Annotated in this window: 12 protein-coding genes; 7 read left to right on the top strand and 5 right to left on the bottom strand. The window is 67.4% G+C overall.

Annotated features, from left to right (window positions below; translation table 11 throughout):
- Positions 1-128: 128 nt before the first annotated feature.
- Positions 129-1079, top strand: coding sequence for an NAD-dependent epimerase/dehydratase family protein (locus HOP12_00640; protein NOT32659.1), 951 nt, complete (start codon positions 129-131; stop codon positions 1077-1079).
- A gap of 7 nt (positions 1080-1086) precedes the next feature.
- On the opposite strand, the gene HOP12_00635 is transcribed toward HOP12_00640, so the two are convergent.
- The gene (locus tag HOP12_00635; GenBank protein NOT32658.1) at positions 1087-2679 is read right to left on the bottom strand and encodes a hypothetical protein; all 1593 of its coding nucleotides are present in this window, start codon (positions 2677-2679) and stop codon (positions 1087-1089) included.
- 142 nt (positions 2680-2821) lie between these two features.
- On the opposite strand from HOP12_00635, the gene HOP12_00630 reads away from it, so the two are divergent.
- Both HOP12_00630 and HOP12_00625 read left to right on the top strand, forming a co-directional pair.
- Positions 2822-5581 carry a S8 family serine peptidase gene (locus tag HOP12_00630; GenBank protein NOT32657.1) on the top strand — a complete coding sequence of 920 codons (2760 nt, stop codon included), beginning with the start codon at positions 2822-2824 and terminating at the stop codon, positions 5579-5581.
- Between the two features lie 172 nt (positions 5582-5753).
- Positions 5754-8420 (top strand): valine--tRNA ligase, encoded by a 2667-nt coding sequence (locus HOP12_00625; GenBank protein NOT32656.1) that lies wholly within the window; start codon positions 5754-5756, stop codon positions 8418-8420.
- 6 nt (positions 8421-8426) lie between these two features.
- Here the strand turns inward: HOP12_00625 and HOP12_00620 are convergent, their stop codons facing one another.
- From HOP12_00620 to HOP12_00605, 4 genes are read right to left on the bottom strand one after another with little or no spacing between them, the layout of a single operon-like run.
- Complete coding sequence (locus HOP12_00620; GenBank protein ID NOT32655.1) at positions 8427-10511, bottom strand: hypothetical protein; 2085 nt, start codon at positions 10509-10511, stop codon at positions 8427-8429.
- A gap of 3 nt (positions 10512-10514) precedes the next feature.
- Positions 10515-11591 carry a UDP-N-acetylglucosamine 2-epimerase (non-hydrolyzing) gene (wecB, locus tag HOP12_00615; GenBank protein ID NOT32654.1) on the bottom strand — a complete coding sequence of 359 codons (1077 nt, stop codon included), beginning with the start codon at positions 11589-11591 and terminating at the stop codon, positions 10515-10517.
- Complete coding sequence (locus HOP12_00610) at positions 11588-12433, bottom strand: glycosyltransferase family 2 protein (GenBank protein NOT32653.1); 846 nt, start codon at positions 12431-12433, stop codon at positions 11588-11590. The genes wecB and HOP12_00610 overlap by 4 nt, the downstream gene beginning before the upstream one ends.
- Positions 12430-13758: an FAD-dependent oxidoreductase gene (locus HOP12_00605; GenBank protein ID NOT32652.1), complete on the bottom strand. Its 1329-nt coding sequence runs from the start codon at positions 13756-13758 to the stop codon at positions 12430-12432. Before HOP12_00605 ends, HOP12_00610 begins: the two co-directional genes overlap by 4 nt.
- A gap of 298 nt (positions 13759-14056) precedes the next feature.
- Between HOP12_00605 and HOP12_00600 the strand changes: the two genes are divergently transcribed.
- From HOP12_00600 to uvrB, 4 genes are all read left to right on the top strand, one after another.
- On the top strand, positions 14057-15709 hold the full coding sequence (locus HOP12_00600; GenBank protein NOT32651.1) for a hypothetical protein: 1653 nt from the start codon (positions 14057-14059) through the stop codon (positions 15707-15709).
- Positions 15706-16602: a polysaccharide deacetylase family protein gene (locus tag HOP12_00595; protein ID NOT32650.1), complete on the top strand. Its 897-nt coding sequence runs from the start codon at positions 15706-15708 to the stop codon at positions 16600-16602. Before HOP12_00600 ends, HOP12_00595 begins: the two co-directional genes overlap by 4 nt.
- 138 nt (positions 16603-16740) lie before the next feature.
- On the top strand, positions 16741-18084 hold the full coding sequence (locus HOP12_00590; protein ID NOT32649.1) for a DUF4139 domain-containing protein: 1344 nt from the start codon (positions 16741-16743) through the stop codon (positions 18082-18084).
- Between the two features lie 43 nt (positions 18085-18127).
- Positions 18128-20230, top strand: coding sequence for an excinuclease ABC subunit UvrB (uvrB, locus tag HOP12_00585; GenBank protein ID NOT32648.1), 2103 nt, complete (start codon positions 18128-18130; stop codon positions 20228-20230).
- Positions 20231-20270: the final 40 nt, after the last annotated feature.

Below are 20270 nucleotides of genomic sequence, written 5' to 3'. Positions count from 1 at the left end.
TCGCGGCTCACCTGGCGCGCGCGTCGGTGCCGGCGTCCGCCACGGTTGCCGCACCCGCCACGCGCGGCTAACGTGGCCGCCGCTTCCCGGCGTGGTCTCGCTTCCCCATTCCGATCCGGAGAATTCGAGTGCGCATCCTGGTGACCGGTGGTGCAGGCTTCATCGGCTCGAACGTGGCGGACCGCCTGATCGCGCTCGGCCATGAAGTCGCGATCTTCGACGACCTGTCTTCGGGGTTTCGCGAGTTCGTGAATCCGAGTGCGCGGCTGTTCATCGGCGATCTGGCCGATGCGAACGCGGTGGAGCGCTGCGTGTCGGAGTTCCGGCCCGAGATCGTGGATCACCACGCCGCCCAGATCGACGTGCGCAAGTCCGTCTCGGATCCGGTGTTCGATGCGCGTGTCAACGTGCTCGGCACACTCGGATTGCTTCAGTCGTGCTCGCGCAACGGCGTTCGCAAGTTGGTCTACGCCTCGACCGGCGGAGCGCTGTACGGCGAGGGCCGGCAACTCCCGGCCACCGAAGATCATCCGATCAATCCCGAGGCTCCGTACGGAGCGAGCAAACATACCGTCGAGCACTACCTCTATATCTGGAAGCTGCTGCACGGTCTCGACTACACGGTGCTGCGCTATCCGAACGTCTACGGGCCGCGACAGAATCCGCACGGTGAAGCCGGAGTCAACGCGATCTTCATCGGACTGATGCTCGAGGGCCGGCGTCCGCGCATCTTCGGCACCGGTGAACAGGTGCGCGACTACCTGTACGTCGACGACGTGGTGGCTGCGAACGTGCTCGCGCTCGCGCAGGCGAGCGGAGAAATCATGAACATCGGGACCGGCGTCGGCACGTCGGTACTGGACATCGTGCGCGAGATCAATCGCATTCTCGGCACCACGATCGAACCGCAGTTCGAGGACGCGCGCGCCGGGGAAATCCAGCGCATCTACCTCGATGCCGCGCATGCACGGTCCGTAATGGGCTGGACGCCGCAGGTGTCGTTCGGCGAGGGCCTGCGCCGCACGGTCGAATGGTCGCGCGTCCACCCTCTGCCGATCCGGCCGGCCGCCGGCGGCTGAGCCGGGCTCAGCGCAGCAGCCGCACCGTGAGTCCCGCGAAGCCCTGATTCGCGCGCGCGCCTTCGACGTGCTCGGCGCCGTCGATGCGTTCGATCCCCGCGAACAGCTGCAGGTCGAAGCCGCTCGCCGGCCAGTATCGAAGCATCGCTTCGATCGAACGGGTGCGCTCGACGACGCCCGCGAACTCCCACGGCGAGGGGCGCCGCGATCCGGGCACGAATGCAACCTGCAGATCGCTCTCTCCGGCGTCGGTGCGTGACGCGATCACGCCGAGCTGCCAGTCCGGGTGCGGATCCCACCCGACGCGCGCCCGCAGGCGGCGCGACTCGGGGCCGCTCGGAAATCCGAGCGGAGCCTGCTGGGCTTCGAACGAGCGGCCGAAGAACGAGGTGTAGACGAATCGCGAGACGCGAGTGAACTCGGTATTCCAGGTCACGCGCTGACCCCGCACCTCGCCGACGCCTTCCCAGCCGAGTTGCCATCCGATCTTGTCCGGATTACCGGCGCCCGAGGCGTTGACGTCGTCGAGCAGCAGCTCGCCGTACACGCGAGTTCCGGGGGCGACGCGCCACGCCGCATCGAGTCCGAACAGGACGTTGTTGCGAAGGGACTGACTCGAGTCGGGCTCGTCCTGTACCAGCAGACGCTGCGCGAGCACGTAGGGAACCGCGCCGGACAAATAGATCGGCTGCCACGATTCGGACTGATAGCGGGCCGCTTCGGAGAGTCCGAAGCGCACACCCGGGTGGGGTTCCCACTCGAGCCGATGGGCAGCCAGTTGTTCGCCGGCCGACGCGTCGAGCGTCGCGGAGAGCGCGACCGCATGCAGGCCCCAGTGCTTGAACGAACCGCGCATGATCAGGGCGGTGAACGGCGCCGACGTTTTCGAGAGCAGCAGTGAAGCTTCGTCGCCCGGACCCCAGTGCACGCGGCCGCGGCCGAATCGAATGCCCCACCGTCCACCGCGACCTGAGTAGAGGAGCGCCGATTCCTCGGTGAGGGTGGTGGCATCCGAGCCCTTGATGATCGGGTCGGCGAACCGCCGTGCTCCGTCGAAACGGCCGACCACCAGGTGCGAGTGCATGAGCCAGCCATCGAGACCGGCGCTGAACCGCAGGTGCGCACCGCTGCCCGAAGTGAGCCTCGGCGCTCTGTTTCGTGCCACCAAACCCGAGCCCTCGACTCCGAGCGAGGCGTCGAAATATTCGTCGTCAGTCGAGGCGGCCTGAACGAATCGATGCGTCGTCCGGCGGCCTCCGAGTGCGGCCAGCACCGGATAGTCGCGCGCCAGCCAGCGCGCGACGCGCCGTTCGGCCAGCGAGGCGCTGGGCGCCGAATACCGCGCATCGGTCGCCGCAATCGAGTCGCTCGTTCGCCCGCGCGGCGCCAGCTCTCCGAGCGTCACGGGTCGCGTTCCGAGGTGGGGAAGGCGCAGGGTTCGAACGCCTCGCGCGCCGCCTTCGACCTCCAGCCACCTCAATTCGGACTCGAGCGGATCGCCGACCGCCAACTCGTCGTTGGGGGTCGCGAACGCCGGAGCGACGGCCACGAAACCGAGGCAGGCGAGAGTGATCGGGACGCAGCGTCCGAGCCACGACATGGGGCGGCACCCTATCACCCTGAACGAAAGGGTGAGAAATCCATTGAAGATCCCTGACATGGGCGTAAACTGTTCGCCTTCCCTTGGCCGAGTCCGCCCTGTGCGGTCGCGGCCCGTTCTCCATCCTCGTTGGAGGTGCTTCATGCGGCGTGGCGACCCCTTCCTCTCCCGCACCTTCGCACTGGCCGTGCTCGCGCTCATGATCGCGCTGCCGGCCTTTGCTGCTTCGAAGCTCGATCCTCGCATTCGCACCGCCGTCGCCCGATTGCAGTCCGGTGAGGCGGTCTCGCAGATGCTCGAGAGTGCAGCATCCATCACCAGCTCCGGCATGGTCGACGCGTTCATCACGGGTTCGGTCACGCGTGCGGAACTCGAGGCACTCGGCGTGATCGTGCGCACTTCGATCCCGGGCATCCACACCGCCTACATTCCTGCCGACGTGGTGGAGTCCGTTGCGGCGCTTCCCGAGGTGCTGTCGATTCGTGGTGCGGCTCCGGTCGAACTCGAGCTCGACATCAGCGTTCCGACCACCAGTGCGACCGCGAACCGCGGCCCGGCGCCCACCTTCACCGGATACAACGGTGCGGGCGTGCTGGTCGGCGATGTCGACAGTGGCATCGACGAGAGTCACGGCGACTTCGACGACGCGGCCGGCAACACTCGCATCATCAACATCTGGGACCAGACCAACGGAGCGGGCCCGAGTCCGGCCGGTTACGGCTACGGCACCGAGTGGGGCTCCGTCTCGATCGACAACAACACCTGCACCCAGGTCAATCTCGACGGCCATGGGACCCACGTGATGGGTATCGCGGCCGGCGATGGCAGCCAGACCGCCGGCGTGACGCCGCAGTACACCTACGCCGGCATGGCGCCGATGGCCGACATCATGATGGTGAACACGACCCTCCAGACCACCGACATCCTGGATGGCGTTTCCTACATCTTCGACCGCGCCACCGCGCTCGGCAAGAACAGCGTCGTCAACATTTCGCTCGGTTCCCACTTCGGTCCGCACGACGGCACCAGCCCGTTCGAAGTCGGCCTCTCGTCGCTCACGGGCCCCGGCCGCGTGATCTGCAAGTCGGCTGGCAACGAGCGTGGGCAGGCGCGCCACGCCGAAGTGTTCGCGGCTGGCACCGGCACCAACGCCACCATGACGCTCGCGGGTTCGGCGACCGGCCGCCTGTTCGCGATCGATGGCTACTACGAGGCGACCGAAGATCTGAACGTTCAGATCACGACGCCGAACGGCACGATCGTCGGCCCGGTCTCGCTCGGAAACATCAGCGCCGCGTTCCCCGGCACGGTCACTGCGAACGGCCGCGTCTACCTCGAGAACGGCGTCGCTCTGACCGCGACCGGTGACAAAGAGGTCTACATCGAGATCAGCGCCGCCGCGGGCCAGACCATGAACGGCACCTGGACGTTCCGGTTCATCCCGGTAACGCTCGGCGCCGCCAACGGCGAAGTCGACCTGTGGCGCTTCTTCAACAGCACCGGCACCACGGCGAACTTCGTGATCGGCAATCAAGCGACCGAGGAGCTGGTGAGCGAGCCGGGCAATGCCGTCGACCTCATCACCGTTGCCGCCTACACGTCGAAGCGGTTCTGGACCGACTGCAACGGCAACACCACGGTCAACTTCAACGGCTCGACCAATCCCGGCACGCTTGCGGGCTTCTCGAGCCCGGGTCCGACGCGTGACGGCCGTCAGAAGCCGGACATCGCGGCGCCCGGCACCGCGATCGTTTCGGCCCGGTCGTTCGATCAGGTCGTGAACTGCCCGGCTTCGCCCGGCGCCTCGACGCTGGTGGAAGACCTCGGCAATCACATCGTCAACGCCGGCACCTCGATGGCGGCTCCGCATGCCACGGGCGCGGTCGCGCTCATGATGCAGAAGTACGGCGCCATCACCCCCGCGTTCGCGAAGGCGTTCCTGACCGCGCGTGCCGCAGTCGATGCGAACACCGGTGCGGTGTGGAACAAGGACTGGGGCTTCGGCAAGCTGAACGTCCGCGACCTCATCGACCCGCTCGTCACCGTGCTGTCCCCGAACGGCGCCGAAGTGCTGTTCTTCGGTCAGAACGTGAACCTGACCTGGAATGCCTCGGACAACCTTTCGGTGGCGTCGGTCAACATCGAGATCTCGCGTGACAACGGCGGCAGCTGGTCGCCGATCGCCGTCGGCGTTCCGAACACGGGAACCTTCCCGTGGACGGTGACGGCCCCGGCCTCGAACCTGTGCCTGATCCGCGTCACCGCGGCCGACGGCTGGGCCAACACCGGCTTCGACACCAGCGACCTGGTGTTCGCGATCCTCGACGGTGCGACCGCGACGCAGATGCGTTCGTTCACCGCGCTGTCGCGCAACGGCGCCGTCGAAGTCAGCTGGCAGCTCGCCGACGAATCGCTCATGAGCAGCTCGGTGCTCGAGCGTTCGGATGCCTCGACCGGTACGTTCACCGCGATCGCGGCCGACAAGCGCTTCGAGAGCGGCGTCATGACCGTGATCGATCGCACCGTCGAAGCCGGCCACACGTACTGGTACCGCGTGCGGGTGACGGACAACGGCTCGGTCCAGACGTTCGGGCCGGTGCAGGCGACGTCCGGTACCGCGGTACTCGAGTTCGCGCTGTCGCGTCCGGTGCCGAATCCTTCGAACGGCGTCGCGCGGATGAGCTTCGCGCTGCCGCAGATGAGCCAGGTGTCGGTCTCGATCCACGACGTGCAGGGTCGTGAGATCGCCAGCCTCGCGAACGGCACGTTCCAGGCCGGCCAGCACAACCTGACCTGGAACGGTGCGACGAACGGCGGCCGTGCCGCGGCCGGTCTGTACTTCGTCCGCATGTCGGTCCCGGGCCGTGCGCCGATCAATCAGCGCCTGGTGGTGACGCAGTAACGAAACGACATCACTCACCGCCCGCCCGCGGGCGGTGAGGCCTCACGCGACGGGCCCCGGCGACTCCGCCGGGGCCTTTCGCATGCCTCCGAGGCCTGTGCTAACGTCCCCGCCCTCTTCGAGCCGCGATCCCCCGGCCGCTTCGGCGGCCGTTCTCTTTGGAGGCAAGCCCATGCGTCCCGGCCAGCCCGAGGCGCTCCAGCAGCCCTACGATCACGCCCGCATCCAGGCCGACTGGTATCCGAGGTGGGAGCAGGCGGGGGTCTTCCAGCCGCGCCCGACCGAGGGCAAGAACCCGTTCGTGATCATGATTCCGCCGCCCAACGTGACCGGGTCGCTGACCATGGGACACGTCCTCGGCGAGTCGCTTCGCGACCTCATCGTGCGCTGGCAGCGTATGGAAGGCCGCGAAACGCTGTGGGTACCCGGCACCGATCACGCCGGCATCGCGACCCAGAACGCGGTCGAGAAGATGCTGCGCCAGCAGGGGAAGAGTCGCCACGACCTCGGCCGCGAGGCGTTCCTCGCCGAAGTGTGGGCCTGGAAGGAGAAGTACGGCGGCCTGATCCTGCAGCAGCTCCGTAGCCTCGGCGTCACCGCCGACTGGTCGCGTGAGCGCTTCACGCTCGATCCCGACTACTCGCGCGCCGTGCTGCTGGTCTTCCAGCGCCTGCACGAGAAGGGGCTCATCTACCGCGGCCACCGGATCGTCAACTGGTGCCCGCGCTGTCAGACCGCGTTGTCCGATGAGGAAGTCGATCACGTCGAGAAGGACGGCTCGCTGTGGTACGTGCGCTATCCGATCAAGGACAGCGATCGCTTCATCACCGTCGCCACCACGCGCCCCGAAACCATGCTGGGCGATACCGGGGTGGCGGTGAACCCGAAGGACCGCCGCTACGCGAAGTTGATCGGAAAGACCGCCGTGCTGCCGTTCGTGCGGCGCGAGATTCCGATCGTGGCGGACGCTTCGGTGGACGCCAAGTTCGGAACCGGAGCGGTCAAGATCACGCCCGCGCACGACCCGAACGACTTCGAACTCGCGCAGCGCCATCAACTGCCGCCGGTGGTGATCATGGACGAGCGCGGCGTGATGAACGATCAGGCCGGTGACTTCCGCGGTCTCGACCGGTTCGAGGCGCGCGAGCGCATCGTCGCAGCACTCCAGGACGCCGGCTACCTCGACAAGACCGAGCCGCACCGGTTGTCGGTCGGTCACTGCCAGCGCTGCGGCACGGTCGTGGAGCCATACCTGTCGCTGCAGTGGTTCGTGCGCATGGGACCGCTCGCCGCGCCGGCGATCGAGGCGGCGAAGAAGGGCCGCATCAAGTTCTATCCGACGCGCTGGAAGCGCGTCTACCTGCATTGGATGGAGAACATCCGCGACTGGTGCATCTCGCGCCAGTTGTGGTGGGGGCACCGCATCCCGGTGTGGTATCGCGGCGACGAGCTGCGAGTGTCGCTCGAGGCGCCCGAGGGTGAGGGCTGGGTGCAGGATCCCGACGTGCTCGACACCTGGTTCTCGTCGTGGCTGTGGCCGTTCGCCACCCTCGGCTGGCCCGAGGACACGGACGACCTCAAGCGCTATTACCCGAACAGCCTGATGGTCACGGGCAGCGACATCATCTTCTTCTGGGTCGCGCGCATGATCATGGCGGGCTACGAGTTCATGGGCGAGGCGCCGTTCCCGCACGTCTTCTTCACCAGCATCGTGCGCGACGCCAAGGGCCGCAAGATGTCGAAGTCGCTCGGCAACTCGCCCGACCCGCTCGCGATGATCGACAAGTACGGCGCGGACGCGGTGCGTTTCGTGATGATCTATCTGACGCCGACCGGCCAGGATCTGATGTTCGATGAGAAGCGCCTCGAGACCGGCCGCTTCTTCGCGAACAAGATGTGGAACGCCGCGCGCCTGGTGCAGATGCGGCTCGGCGACGAGGACCTTTCGAAGGTGCGCGAGTCACAGCTGCGCATGACGCTCGCCGACCGCTGGATCCTGTCGCGCTACGCGAACGCGGTGAAGGACACCACGCGCAATCTCAAGACCTATCGCTTCAACGAGGCCGCAAACACGCTGTACCACTTCGCGTGGAACGAGTATTGCGACTGGTACCTCGAAATGGCGAAGTCGCGGTGGGCGCTCGCGGAGCGCGGCGACGCAATGACGCCCGAGGAGCGCAACGACTTGCGCACCGTACGGTGGGTGTCGTGGAGGGTGCTCGACGGCATCCTGCGCATGCTGCATCCGTTCATGCCGTATGTCACCGAGGAGATCTGGCAGGCGCTGCCGCACGACGGCGAGTACCTGGCGACGGCCGCGTGGCCGCGCGCCACCGCGTCACGCTTCGATGCCGAAGCCGAACGCCAGATCGCGTTCCTGCAGGAGCTGGTGGTCGCGGTGCGGAACCTGCGGGCCGAGAACGGCCTGCCGCCCGGCAAGCTGGTGCCGCTGGTGGTGCGCGGAACGCCTGCGCAGCTCGCTCTGGTCGAGTCGCTGGCGAGTCAGATTCAGCCGCTCGCGCGCATCGAGACGCTGACGGTCTCGCTCGACGGGGCCCGGCCTTCGGTCGCCGCTTCGGCAATCGTTCAGGGATGTGAGCTGTTCCTTCCGCTTGAGGGGCTGATCGATCTGGCGGAAGAGCGGGGCCGGCTCGCGCGCGAGGCAGACAAGCTGCTCACGGATCTCGAAGGGTGCCGCAAGAAGCTCCGCAATCAGGACTTCCTCAACAAGGCCAAGCCCGAAATCGTGGAACGCGAGAAGTTGCGGCTGGCGGATCTCGAGGAGACGCTCGACAAGCTCAAGAAGGCGCAGTCGAGTCTGAGCGCGGTCGGGTCGTAGCGGGCGTCAGCGCTCGGCCGGAGTCCAGAAGCCCCGGTACCTGGTCCACCATTCCTGCGCGCTCGCGCGACTCTCTGCGCGAGGCTGGTGGAGCTCGAGGTATTCGCCCCCGGTGCGCGCGAGAATGCGATCGTCCTGAGTCGCGAGCAGGAGTGCTTCCCGAGCCCGATCACGGACGTGCTCGTCGGGATCCGTGATCCGGTCGATCAGGACCGGCACGACACCCGGTCCGAGCTGACCCAGCCGCTCGGACGCGTTCCAGAACTGAATCTCGATCTCTCCGCAACCGCCGATCGAATAGAACGAGGTGTCGGCAAGCAGGGCGAGGTAGACCGCGAGCGTCTCCGGGTTCACGAACAGCTCGTCACGCGTGAAGGGACGCGAGATGCGTTCGCGCCTGGGCGGCCCCAGCGCGAGCACGCTGTCGGCCCACCGCATGCCCGCCTCCATCTCGGCGCGGTCCGCAGTACCCGACGGTCGATTCGTCCAGTGCGTGAATCGCAGTTTCCCCTGGAAGGAATCGAGGCTGTCGCGCGTTTCGAGCTGGCGAAGCCAGCCGCCGGCCTGCTCCGCGAATCGAACCGCGCGCTTTCGAATCGCCGAGTTCGGACTCCGCACCACCACCCAGACGTCACGGAAGCCGAGCGTGCTCACGGTCGCCTGTCGGTACATGCCGCCGAGTTGCAGGGGGCGATAATCGTCGTGGAACGGCACGTCGGGATGACGGAACGGCACCACCTTGAAAGGGTTCGGCAGTCGGGAGTTGTAGTAGACGAACGGGTCGGGGTCGAATGGCACGATCACCGCGGTGCTGTCGGGATCGCTTTCGGAGGCGATGCGTTCGACCATCGCGCGCCACGGTTCCTTGGTGACGTCGGCGTAGACGCGAAAGCACGCGTAGCCCGCCACCAGCAGGATCATCGCGAGCGTCGCCATCGACACGAGACGCGGGCGGAGCGCGCGCACCCCGAGGGCGACCCACATTGCGGCCATCGGACCGAGGAACACGAAGTAGCGCGGCAGCCACAGCGGGCGCCAGAACGAGAGAGCGAACACGGCCACCAGCGGCAGCAGCACCGCGGCCGGGACGAAGCGCGCGAGCACTCCCCGAGCGCCGGGCTCGCGAAACCTGGCGGCCGCTGCGAGCAGTGCCAGCGCAGTCGGCCCCAGCACCAGCAGCCAGCCGAGGGGTCGCGGCAGGAATCGATCGAGTCCGGGCAGCGTCGAACCGACCGGCGGCGTGACGAGTGAGATCGGCGTGACGAACACCGAGCGCAGCACCTGCATGGTGTTGTGAGCGACCGGGCTCTTCACGTACCAGTGACTGTGTTCGAGGTGCGAGTCGGAGAGGCCCGCGATCACCCACGGCAGGTAGAGCGCGCCCGCGATGCCGAGTCCCAGCAGCCAGCGGCCGAGCTGCCGACGCCCGGTCGCCGTCAGCACGATGAACGTGGCCTGAACTCCGAGTCCGAGCACGAAGATGCTCTGGGTATAGAGTCCGAGTGCGGTGACGGCGACGAAGGGTGCGAATGCGCGCGGCTTTTCGAGCAGGAATGCGCGCATGAAGAAGTACTGCGCCGTCACCGTCCACAGCGCGACCAGCGCGTAGGTCCGAGCTTCCTGCGCGTACACGAGCTGAAAAGGCGAGAGCGCCAGCAGCGCGGCGGCCACGGTCGCGGTGCGCCGATCGGCGAACAGCCTTGCGAAGCGGTAGGTCACCCACACCAGCAGCGTCGAGGCGATCGCGGACACCGCCCGCAGATGCGCTTCGCTTTCGCCGAAGCGCAACGCGAGCGAGGTCAGCAGGTAGTAGAGCGGAGGGCTCGCGTCCTGATGCAGGCAGAAGTCGATAAGCCGCGCGAACGGGAGGGTCGCCGCGGTCCACGCAGTGGCCTCGTCGGTCCACAGGCTCTGCGCGCCGAGTTGCCAGAAGCGCAGGACGAAGGCGGCCACCAGCACCACCGGCATGCCGCCACGGGCGTCGTCCTCGAGCCAGCGGAGGCCGCGGGAGCGATTCGGCACCCCGGGCTGACCAGCGCTCGACGGGTTTCCGGGCGCGGGCGCCTCAGCGCCGCCGCGTTCGATCTCCATGCATCACCCGCGCGCCAGCAGCCAGTCCACGATGCGCTCGCCGCTGTGACCATCCCCGTAGGGGTTCGGCCAGTCGCGAGGCTTCGCCACCATCGCTCGCGCGCACGCGACGATCTTTACCGGATCTGCGCCGGCCAGCACGTTTGCGCCAACTTCGACCGACTCCGGGCGCTCCGTGTTGTCGCGCAGCGTCACGGCCGGGACGCGCAGGCAGCACGCTTCCTCCTGCAGGCCTCCCGAGTCCGTGAGCGTGATCGCGGCCTCGGCGTGGAGCCCGAGGAAGTCCAGGTATCCGAGCGGCGGAAGCGGCCGCACGCCGTTGCCGATCTCGAGTCCGAGTGCTTCGAGCTTCTTCGAGGTGCGTGGATGCAGCGCCGCAAGCACCGGGATGCCGAGCGCCCGGGACGCTCCACTCAAACCCTCGAAGATGCCGCGCAGGCGCGACTCGACGTCGGTATTCTCGGCGCGGTGCACGGTCGCGATCGCGAAGCGTCCGGATTCGACGCCGAAGCGCTCGAGGCGCGCGGGATCGCGCGCCCGCTCGCGCTGCAGCAGGACCTCGTCGACGACCGTGTTGCCGGTCACGACGATGCGTTCGTCGGCGATTCCCTCGCGATGCAACAGCACGCGCGACTGCTCGGTCGGTGCGAACAGATAGTCGGACAGGTGATCGGTCAGGATGCGGTTGATCTCCTCGGGCATGGTGCGATCGAACGATCGCAGCCCGGCCTCGACGTGACCGACCTTGATGCCCATCTTCTGGGCCGCGAGGCCCGCGGCGGCGACCGAGTTGGTGTCGCCTTCGACCAGCAGCACGTCGGGACGCTCGTGCTCGAGGATCGGCGCGATGCCCGCGATGATCGCCCCGATCTGGTAGACCTGCGTGCCGGAGCCGACCTCGAGGTTGACGTGCGGGGCAGGCAGGCCGAGTTCACGGAAGAACACGCCGTCCATTTCGAATGAGTAGTGCTGGCCGGTATGGATCAGCAGAAAGGGCGTTCCGCGCGCCTCGCAGGCGCGCACCACCGGCGCCATCTTGATGATCTCGGGACGGGTCCCGACCAGGATGCCGATCTTCACCCGCGACTCCCGGCGGCGCGTGGCGTGCCGGCGGCCGCGAGGCGGGCGCGTCCTGCGGCTTCGAGCGCACGCACCTGCGACGGGCGGTACTTGAGCATGCGCTCGATCCGCCGCCGGGTGAGCAGCGCGATCGTCGAACGAATCGTCTTCATGACCTTCATCTTGCTCTGGCCGACGCGCTCGCCGTAGTCGAGCACGAAGCCGATCTCGGACACCTTCACGTCGAGCGGTCCGAGCCGCAACAGCAGGTCCATGACCGCTTCGAAGCCCTTCGCGGTGCACAGATCGTCGCCGTAGACGAGACGCGCGCGTCGCAGGATCGGCACCCGGTAGGCGCGGAAGCAACAGGTGTAGTCGCGCACCCCGGGAATCGGGTAGAGCGTCTTGAACACGAACCCGCCCACATCCGAGAGCGCCCGACGGTAGCCGGGCACGCCGTGCACTTCGGAGCCCGCGCGATAGCGCGACGCGACCGAGAGATCGGCGCCCGCTCGCACGCGCGCGACGAGGTCGGGGATCATCGCCGGCGGATGCGTGTTGTCGGCGTCGAGCGTCACGATCACGTCGTCATCGGCAGCCTGATCGAGACACCAGTAGATCCCGGTGCGGAGTCCCGCACCGAGTCCCTTGTTCACCTCGTGGCTCAGCACCGTGAGCGGCAGCGCGCCGCCGCTGTCGGCCACCGCACGCTCGGCTTCCTGAATGGTGCGATCGCGGCTGCCGTCGTCCACCAGCACCGCGCGATACGGATCGTTGCGATCCTTCATGGCGTGATAGAGCGCCAGCAGCGTCGGGTGAATGACTTTCTCTTCGTTGTAGGCCGGAAAGATGACCCAGATCACGACGCGCTCCGAGCGGTGGGGGTGGCGATCTGTGCGGTTTCCTCGAAGAAACGGGGCATCATGCCCTCGACGACTTCGCAGCACGAGTTCCAGGAATTGACCCGCGGATAGACCTGCGCGGTGCAGGACAGATAGAGCCGTCCAGGGATCACCGAATTCGGCGGGCACAGATCGGTGTAGCCGAGCGACCAGATCGGCTCGACGAACGGAGCCTTGAACACCACGACATCCTCGACTTCGCGGCCGACCGCGGGGAACAGGCGCTCCAGATCGCGACGATACATCGCTTCGATCTCGGCTTCGCTCTTCGAGAACAGCTCGCTGGTGCGGTGGCAGTAGTTGATCATGTAGCTCACCCAGTGGCCGCCGGCGCGCTCGAGCGGCACGAGATTCGACATTTCGATCACGCCCTGAGCGGTCGCGCCGCTGTCGACGAACGGCATCCAGTAGTAGCGGGAGAGCGGCTTGCGCAGCATGAAGACCGCGCACACCACGCCCTGATAGTCGAGCTTGAGGTTCGCGACCCCGGGCGGAATCGGCAGCCCCTGCGTCATCTTCTGGAAGTGGACGAGCGGCGAGGTCGAGACCACGGTGTCGAAGGTCTCGCGCGCACCGCCCTCGAGCCGCACCGCCATGCGCTCGCCATCTCGTTCCAGCGCTTCGACGCGGGTTCTCATCCGGATGGTGCCGCCGTGATTGCGCAACCATTGAGCGAGGCCGTCGATGAGCGAGCGGTAGCCCCCGGTCAGGCAGCCCTTCATCTCGCGCTTGGTGTTCTTCTCCCGCGCCATGCGACTGGACAGCCACAATGCCGGCAGCGCCGGATACTGGTCGCCGATCTTGGCCTCGAGCAGCGGCTTCCACAGGATGTTGAACGCGCGCTCGCCGACCAGTCCCTTGATCCACTGGTCGACCGGGATGTGGTCGAGTGCAGGGTCGAGTCCGTGTTTACGTGCTTGAATGCCCATCCAGCCCATGCGAATGCGCTCGAGAATCGAGAGCGGGCTGAACGTGAGCAGGTCCATCGCGGTGTTCAGCGGATAGACCTTGCCCCGGTACATGAAGCCCATGTCGGTGCCGCGCCACAACAGGTCGCTCTCCATGCCGACGTCGCGGATCAGTGACAAGAGCGCACGATCCTCAGGGAGCAGGCAGTGGTAGAAGCGCTCCAGATGGTGTCCGCGCCACTCGAAGGTGGTGCCGAGTCCGCCGAGGATGTCCTCGCCCTCGAACAAAGTCACCTGATGGCCGCGCTCGGCGATCCGAAACGCCGAGGCGAGTCCGGAAACGCCGCCGCCGATTACCGCTACCTGCAATGCCGTCACGCTCGAACTCCCTGAGAAAGTCGGGTCGTCGAAACCCGGGCCACCTTCCGTGCTCGGCCTGCTTCCGCATCGGGCGCCTGGAGACGGCGAAGTCGGGGGAAGCTCACGGGGTTATCGGCCGGCCGTCACCGGGGCATGAACGACTCCGAAGCGACCGCGCAAGGGGCCTTCGGAACGGGACCGGACCTACCGATAAGAAAGGACCGGGTATTATGGTCGCCGCACCTCGCCGCCCGCAACCCTCGGGATCGCCCCGGTTCGAGTTTTCGGACTTCGTCTGTCACCTGCCGTCTCCTCCATGACCCTGGAACGCCTGTTTCGTGTGCTGGTGTGGGCCCTCGCGCTGGTCGCGGCGGCCTCATTTCTGTTCCTGGCCGCCCATCGAGTGCCCTACCCGCTGGAGCTCGACTACATCGAGGGGGCGCTGCTCGACCACGTCGCGCGGCTGGCCGCCGGCCAGTCGATCTTCGTCGAGCCCTCGATGAACTTCATCACGCTCGCCTACATGCCCGGCTACACGGCGTTGTGCGCGCTGGTCGCGCAGGTGACCGGAGTCGAGTTCTGGGTTCCGCGGGCGATCTCGCTCCTCAGCATGCTGTTGCTGGCCCTGCTGGTGGTGCGCGTCATCCGCCGGGAGACCGGCGACACGACGCTCGGTGTCGCGGGGGCGGGGCTGCTGCTCGCGGCGTACGGCGTGACCGGCGGCCATTACGACGTCGGGCGTGCCGACTCGCTGATGCTGCTGCTCGCGTTCGGTGGATTGGCGATGCTGAGGCTCACGAACGGAATGACCGGCGCGATCGGTGCCGGACTGCTGCTGACCGCCGCGTTCTTCACCAAGCAGCACGCGGTGTGGTTCGTGATCGCCGCGCTCATGCACCTGCTGGTCAGCGATCGGATGCGGCTGTGGCCGTTTCTCGCCGTGGTGCTGCTCGGGTGCGGCGGCGGCTACTTCGTGCTGTCGGCGTGGCTGGGGCCGTGGTTCCAGTTCTTCACATGGGAAGTGCCGAGCCACTGGTCGACGGTGAGCCACGTCCGCATCCTCAACTACCTGGGCCGCGGCATGGTCGGTACCTTCGGCGTGCTCACCACCGGAGTCCTGGCTTCGCTCGCGCTGCCGGATCGCCCGTGGCGAGGCCCGAGCGGGCTGTGGTACTGGGCCGGGCTCGGCGGACTGGCGACCGGGCTCATGGCGACGCTGGACCCCGACGCGTTTCGCCACGTGCTGAACCCGAGCGTCGTCGCGCTCAGCATTCTCGGCCCCCTGGCGCTCCACTCGACGCTCCATCACGTCGCGACCTGGCCCGGTCAGCGTCGTGGGTCGCGACCGGCGCTCCTGTGGGTGCTGCTCGCGCTCCAGTTCCTGCCGCTCTACTACTCGGCACGCGGTCACCTGCCGCGTTCAGACGCGCAACAGACGCGCACCGATTTCATCGAGAAGATCCGCGGCTACCCCGGGCGCGTCTTGATGCTCTACCACGGCAGCTACACCCGGATTGCGGGCAAGGGCACGACCTTCCAGCAGATCGCGCTCGACGACATCATCCGCGCACGCGGCAACCGGTTATTGCGCGACGACCCGACGTTCATGGATCGGGTGTTCGCGCCGATGATGGCCGGATCCGACCGTCCGGTGATCATCACCGACGTGCGACTCGATCACTCGGGCATCGAGTCACGTGCTTATTGGCAGCGCATCGCGCCGAGCTACGTGCTGGTCGATTCGTTGCGTCAGCTGGGTGCGCGGCTCAATCCAGTCGACGGAAACCACTGGACGCCGCGGTTCGTCTACGCGCCGCCCGAGAAGCTCGGGGCGTTTCCGGACTACCGCGGTCCCGGCCCCGCGGCCGCGGATTCCAGCACCCAAGGGTTTTCGACCGACGGCGACCCGGAAGCTGGCAACGAGGCGGGATCCACTGAGTCCGGTGATGCCGGGAGCGCGGGCCGGTGAAGCGGCCGCTCGCGACCGTCAGCATCGACGTGGATCCTGTCGACCTGCATCTGCAGGGCTACGGCTTCATGGATCTGCCGCCGGATGCGCTGGTCTACGACCGCGCGCTGCCGCGTCTCGCCGAACTGTTCACGCGTCACGGCATTCGCGCCACCTTCTTCGTGGTCGGTCGTGACGCCGCGGCGAACGCGGCGCGGCTGCGCGAACTCGAGGACGCTGGCCACGAGATCGCCAGCCACTCGATGACGCACCCGATGCCGTTCGTGCGGGTCGCGATGTCGAAGCTCAAGGGCGAGCTCAAGTCGTCGCGTGCCGCGCTCGAAGCGGTGTGTCGCGACCCGATCATCGGCTTCCGCGCGCCGAACTGGGACGTGAGCCCCCGCGCGCACGCTCCGCTGGTCGAGGCGGGCTATCGCTACGACGCCTCGGGATTCCCGTCGCTGCTGCAAGTGCCGGTGCGGCTGCTGCTGCTCGCCAAGTCGAGCGATCCGCGCAAGACGTTCCGCATGCGGCCGTGGCCGTGGACGCTCGAGCGCCTGCCGTTCCAGTGGGAAATCAACGGGCAGCGACTGGTGCAGTTCCCGATCTCGACCTCGCCTCGACTGCGGTTTCCGATCTACCACACCACGCGCTACCTGATCGGTGACGCGGCGTTCGTGTCGCACCTCGATGGGTTCGTGAGGCGCGGCGAGCCGTTCTTCTACCCGCTGCACGGCGTCGACGCGCTGGGGCTGGTCGAGGACTCGGTCGACGCCCGCCTCGGACGCCACCCCGGCCTCGACAAGCGGCTCGACTACAAGCTGGACCTGTTGAGCCGCAGCCTCGCCGAGATCGCACGGCGCTTCGAGTGCGTTCCGTACCGCGACCTGCTGGAGCGCCTGCCGATCGCGTGATGACGCCTCGCGCGTTGAGCCGACGCAGGCGCCGTGGGAATATGCCCGCGCCCGCGGAGTAACCCATCCGATCCCGATCCGGGAATCGCCACGCCCTGCCACGATCCGTCGCGCCGCCTGCCTCGAAGGGGGAGCCTCATGCTTCGCTCGATGATGACCACGCTGTTGATCGCCGGACTCGCCGCGGCCGACGCGCTCGCGGCCGGCCCCGCCGTCACCGTCTACACCAGTGACCTCGCGCTGATTCGCGAGCGCCGCACCTTCGACGTGCGCGCGGCCCGAGACACGCTCGCGGTGCCGGACATCCCCGAGCGCCTCGACTTCGCCTCGGTGCGACTCGGGCTGGGAGGGCGCGCAAAGCTCGCGCGCCTCGCCTACCGCTACGATCTCGGCAGCGGCGACGCGCTGCTCGAACACGCCCGCGGTCGCCGCGTCACGGTCAGCGCCCGCGAGGGACGCATCGTCGAGGGCGTGTTGCTCGCGGCGGATGGCGCGTGGCTGGTGGTGCGTCGCGACGATGGCACGCTCGCGACCCTCGCCCGTCACGCGGTCGACGAGGTGCGGCTTGCGCAGGGCGGCGCGGCGATCTCGACCCGTCCCACTCTCGAGGCCGTGATCGAGGGCGCCCAGAAGGGCCGTCTCGAGGCCGACCTCGTCTACATGACCGGCGGACTGTCGTGGAACGCGGAGCACGTGCTCGAACGCACCGGGGAGCTCTCGGGCCGCTGGTCGGCGATCGTTACGGTGGTCAACGAGAGCGGCCGCGACTACGAGGACGCCACGCTCAAGCTGGTGGCGGGCGATCCGCGCCGCACCGGCCCCTCGCCGATGCCGAAGAGCGCGATGTACCGCACCGAGATGTCGGTGTCGCTGCAGGTCGCCGACGGAGCGCTGGTCGAGCAGACCTTCTCCGAGTACCACCTGTACGCATTGCCACGGCCGGCCACGCTGCGCAATCGCGAAACCCAGAGCCTCGTGATGCTCGAGCCGCGCGAGGTCAAGTTCGCGCCCAAGTATCTGTTGCGCGGCGGAGCGAATGCCGTCGAAGCCCAGCTCGACTTCGTGAACGCGAAGGACAGCGGACTCGGGGTGCCGCTGCCCGGCGGTCGCGTGCGTATCTTCGACACCGACGCCGATGGCGCCGGCCAGTTCGCCGGCGAGTCGAACACCCGGCACGTCGCGGAAGGCGAGAAGTTCTCGGTCACCCTCGGCAACGCATTCGATCTCGCCGCGGAGCGCAAGGTGCTCGCGGAGCGTCGCATCTCCGATCGCGAACGCGAGTTCGAGGTCCAGATCGAGCTGCGCAACCGCAAGTCCACGGCGGTGACGATCACGGTCGAGGAGTCGGTGGGGGGGGACTCGGAGATCCTCAAGTCCACACATCCCGCGAAGCGCAAGGATGCGAATACGCTGGAGTGGGCGCTGCCGGTCGCATCGAAGGGTTCCGTCACGCTGCGCTTCACGATGCGGACGCGGTATTAGGTCACTTGGGCCGGGGCGGGTGCTCGACTAGCATTCCCGCCCCATGCCCTTCTCCATTCATCGGCCGTACGAGCCGCGCGGCGACCAGCCGCGAGCGATCATCGAGCTGCTGGCGGGCCTGAACGCCGGCCACGCCCATCAGACGCTGCTCGGCGTGACGGGTTCCGGCAAGACCTACACGATCGCGAACGTGATCAACGAGTGGAAACGTCCGACGCTCGTGATCTCGCACAACAAGACGCTGGCGGCGCAGCTCTACGGGGAGTTCAAGCAGTTCTTCCCCGACAACGCGGTCGGCTACTTCATCTCGTACTACGACTACTACCAGCCCGAAGCCTACGTTCCCTCGACCAACACCTACATCGCGAAAGACGCCAGCATCAACGACGACATCGACCGCCTGCGGCTGCAGGCGACCTCGATGCTGCTGGAGCGCGACGACGTGATCATCGTGGCGAGCGTGTCGTGCATCTACGGCCTCGGCGCCCCCGAGGACTGGCGCGGCATGCGCCTCGACACCGGCACCGGCGCCCGCATCACGCGCCACGAGCTGCTCGACAAGCTGGTCGGCATCCAGTACGCGCGGAACGATCTGGCGCCCGGACGCGGCACGTTCCGGGTGCGCGGCGACGTGGTCGAGGTTCACCCTGCGTACGAGAACCACCTGGTGCGCATCGAGCTCGATGACGACGTGGTGGCGCGGATCTCGGCGGTCGATCCACTCACCGGACAGGTTCAGCGACGCATGGATCGGCTCGCGCTCTACCCGGCCAAGCATTTCGTGACGCCGGAGCCGCGAATGCAGGCTGCGCTGCATGCGATCCGCGACGAGCTGCGCGAGCGCCTCGAAGTGCTCCGCGCCGAGAACAAGCTGCTCGAAGCGCAGCGTCTCAAACAGCGCACCGAATACGATCTCGAGATGCTCGGCGCCATCGGGACCTGCCCGGGTGTCGAGAACTACTCGCGGCACCTGTCGGGGCGCGCGCCGGGGGCGCGGCCGGGATGCCTGATCGACTACTTCCCGAAGGAATGGCTGCTGGTCATCGACGAATCGCACGTGACGGTGCCGCAGATCGGCGGGATGTACGAAGGCGACCGCTCGCGCAAGCAGGTGCTGGTCGACTTCGGTTTCCGCCTGCCCTCGGCACTCGACAACCGGCCGCTCAAGTTCACCGAGTTTCAACAGCTCGCCGCTCCCACGCTCTACATTTCGGCGACCCCCGCGGTGTTCGAGATCGAACAGTCGAAGGGCGTGGTGGTCGAGCAGATCATCCGCCCGACCGGACTGGTGGATCCCGACATCGTGATCAAACCGATCGCGGGCCAGGTCGACGACCTGCTCGAGGAGATCCGCCAGCGCGTGGCGGTCGGAGAGCGCACGCTGGTGACCACGCTCACCAAGCGCATGTCCGAAGACCTGACCGACTATCTGTCGGAAGCCGGGGTCAAGGTGCGCTACCTGCACAGCGACGTGGATGCGCTCGAGCGCGTCGAGATCCTGCGCGGCTTGCGGCTCGCGGAGTTCGACGTGCTGGTGGGCATCAACCTGTTGCGCGAGGGGCTCGACCTGCCGGAAGTGTCGCTGGTCGCGATCCTCGACGCCGACAAGGAAGGCTTCCTGCGCTCCGAGCGTTCGCTGATCCAGACCGCGGGCCGCGCGGCTCGCAACGTGAACGGACGCGTGGTGCTGTATGCGGACGTGATGACGGATTCGATGAAGCGTGCACTCGAAGAGACGAATCGCCGCCGCATTCGGCAGCTCGAGTACAACGCCGCCCACGACATCGTGCCCGAGACCATCCGCAAGACGCTCGAGGAGATCATGCAGTCGACCGCGGTCGCCGATGCGATCGCGGGCGGCGCAGAGAATGAAATGCAGTCGCTGCTCGCCGCCGTCGAGGTCGAAGGCGCCGATGTGCTGATGGCCCGGCTCGAGCGGGAGATGCTCGATGCCGCCCGTGCGCTCGACTTCGAACGCGCCGCCTCGTTGCGCGATCGACTCGAGGACGTGCGCCTGACGCTGGCAGCCGCGCGCCAGCGCGGCGTCGGCGGGGCGGAGCCGGCCACCGCGGCGACGGCCGGGAACCGGGTCACCAGCTCGTGGGCGCAGGCGAACCACACCGGCTCGCCGCTGGCCATGGCGTAAGCGCCGGGCACGGGAGAGGCGAGGGACCAGTCGGCCACCG

Source organism: Candidatus Eisenbacteria bacterium (genome assembly GCA_013140805.1).
GTDB lineage: Bacteria > Eisenbacteria > RBG-16-71-46 > RBG-16-71-46 > RBG-16-71-46 > JABFRW01.
This window is presented reverse-complemented; position numbering and strand designations above follow the sequence as displayed.

Bases quoted from the DNA above. Each gene is read 5' to 3' on its own strand.
- HOP12_00600 (NOT32651.1), top strand. From the start codon at position 14,057: ATGACCCTGGAACGCCTGTTTCGTGTGCTGGTGTGGGCCCTCGCGCTG.
- HOP12_00635 (NOT32658.1), bottom strand. From the start codon at position 2,679: ATGTCGTGGCTCGGACGCTGCGTCCCGATCACTCTCGCCTGCCTCGGT.
- HOP12_00625 (NOT32656.1), top strand. From the start codon at position 5,754: ATGCGTCCCGGCCAGCCCGAGGCGCTCCAGCAGCCCTACGATCACGCC.
- uvrB (NOT32648.1), top strand. From the start codon at position 18,128: ATGCCCTTCTCCATTCATCGGCCGTACGAGCCGCGCGGCGACCAGCCG.
- HOP12_00620 (NOT32655.1), bottom strand. From the start codon at position 10,511: ATGGAGATCGAACGCGGCGGCGCTGAGGCGCCCGCGCCCGGAAACCCG.
- HOP12_00630 (NOT32657.1), top strand. From the start codon at position 2,822: ATGCGGCGTGGCGACCCCTTCCTCTCCCGCACCTTCGCACTGGCCGTG.
- HOP12_00590 (NOT32649.1), top strand. From the start codon at position 16,741: ATGCTTCGCTCGATGATGACCACGCTGTTGATCGCCGGACTCGCCGCG.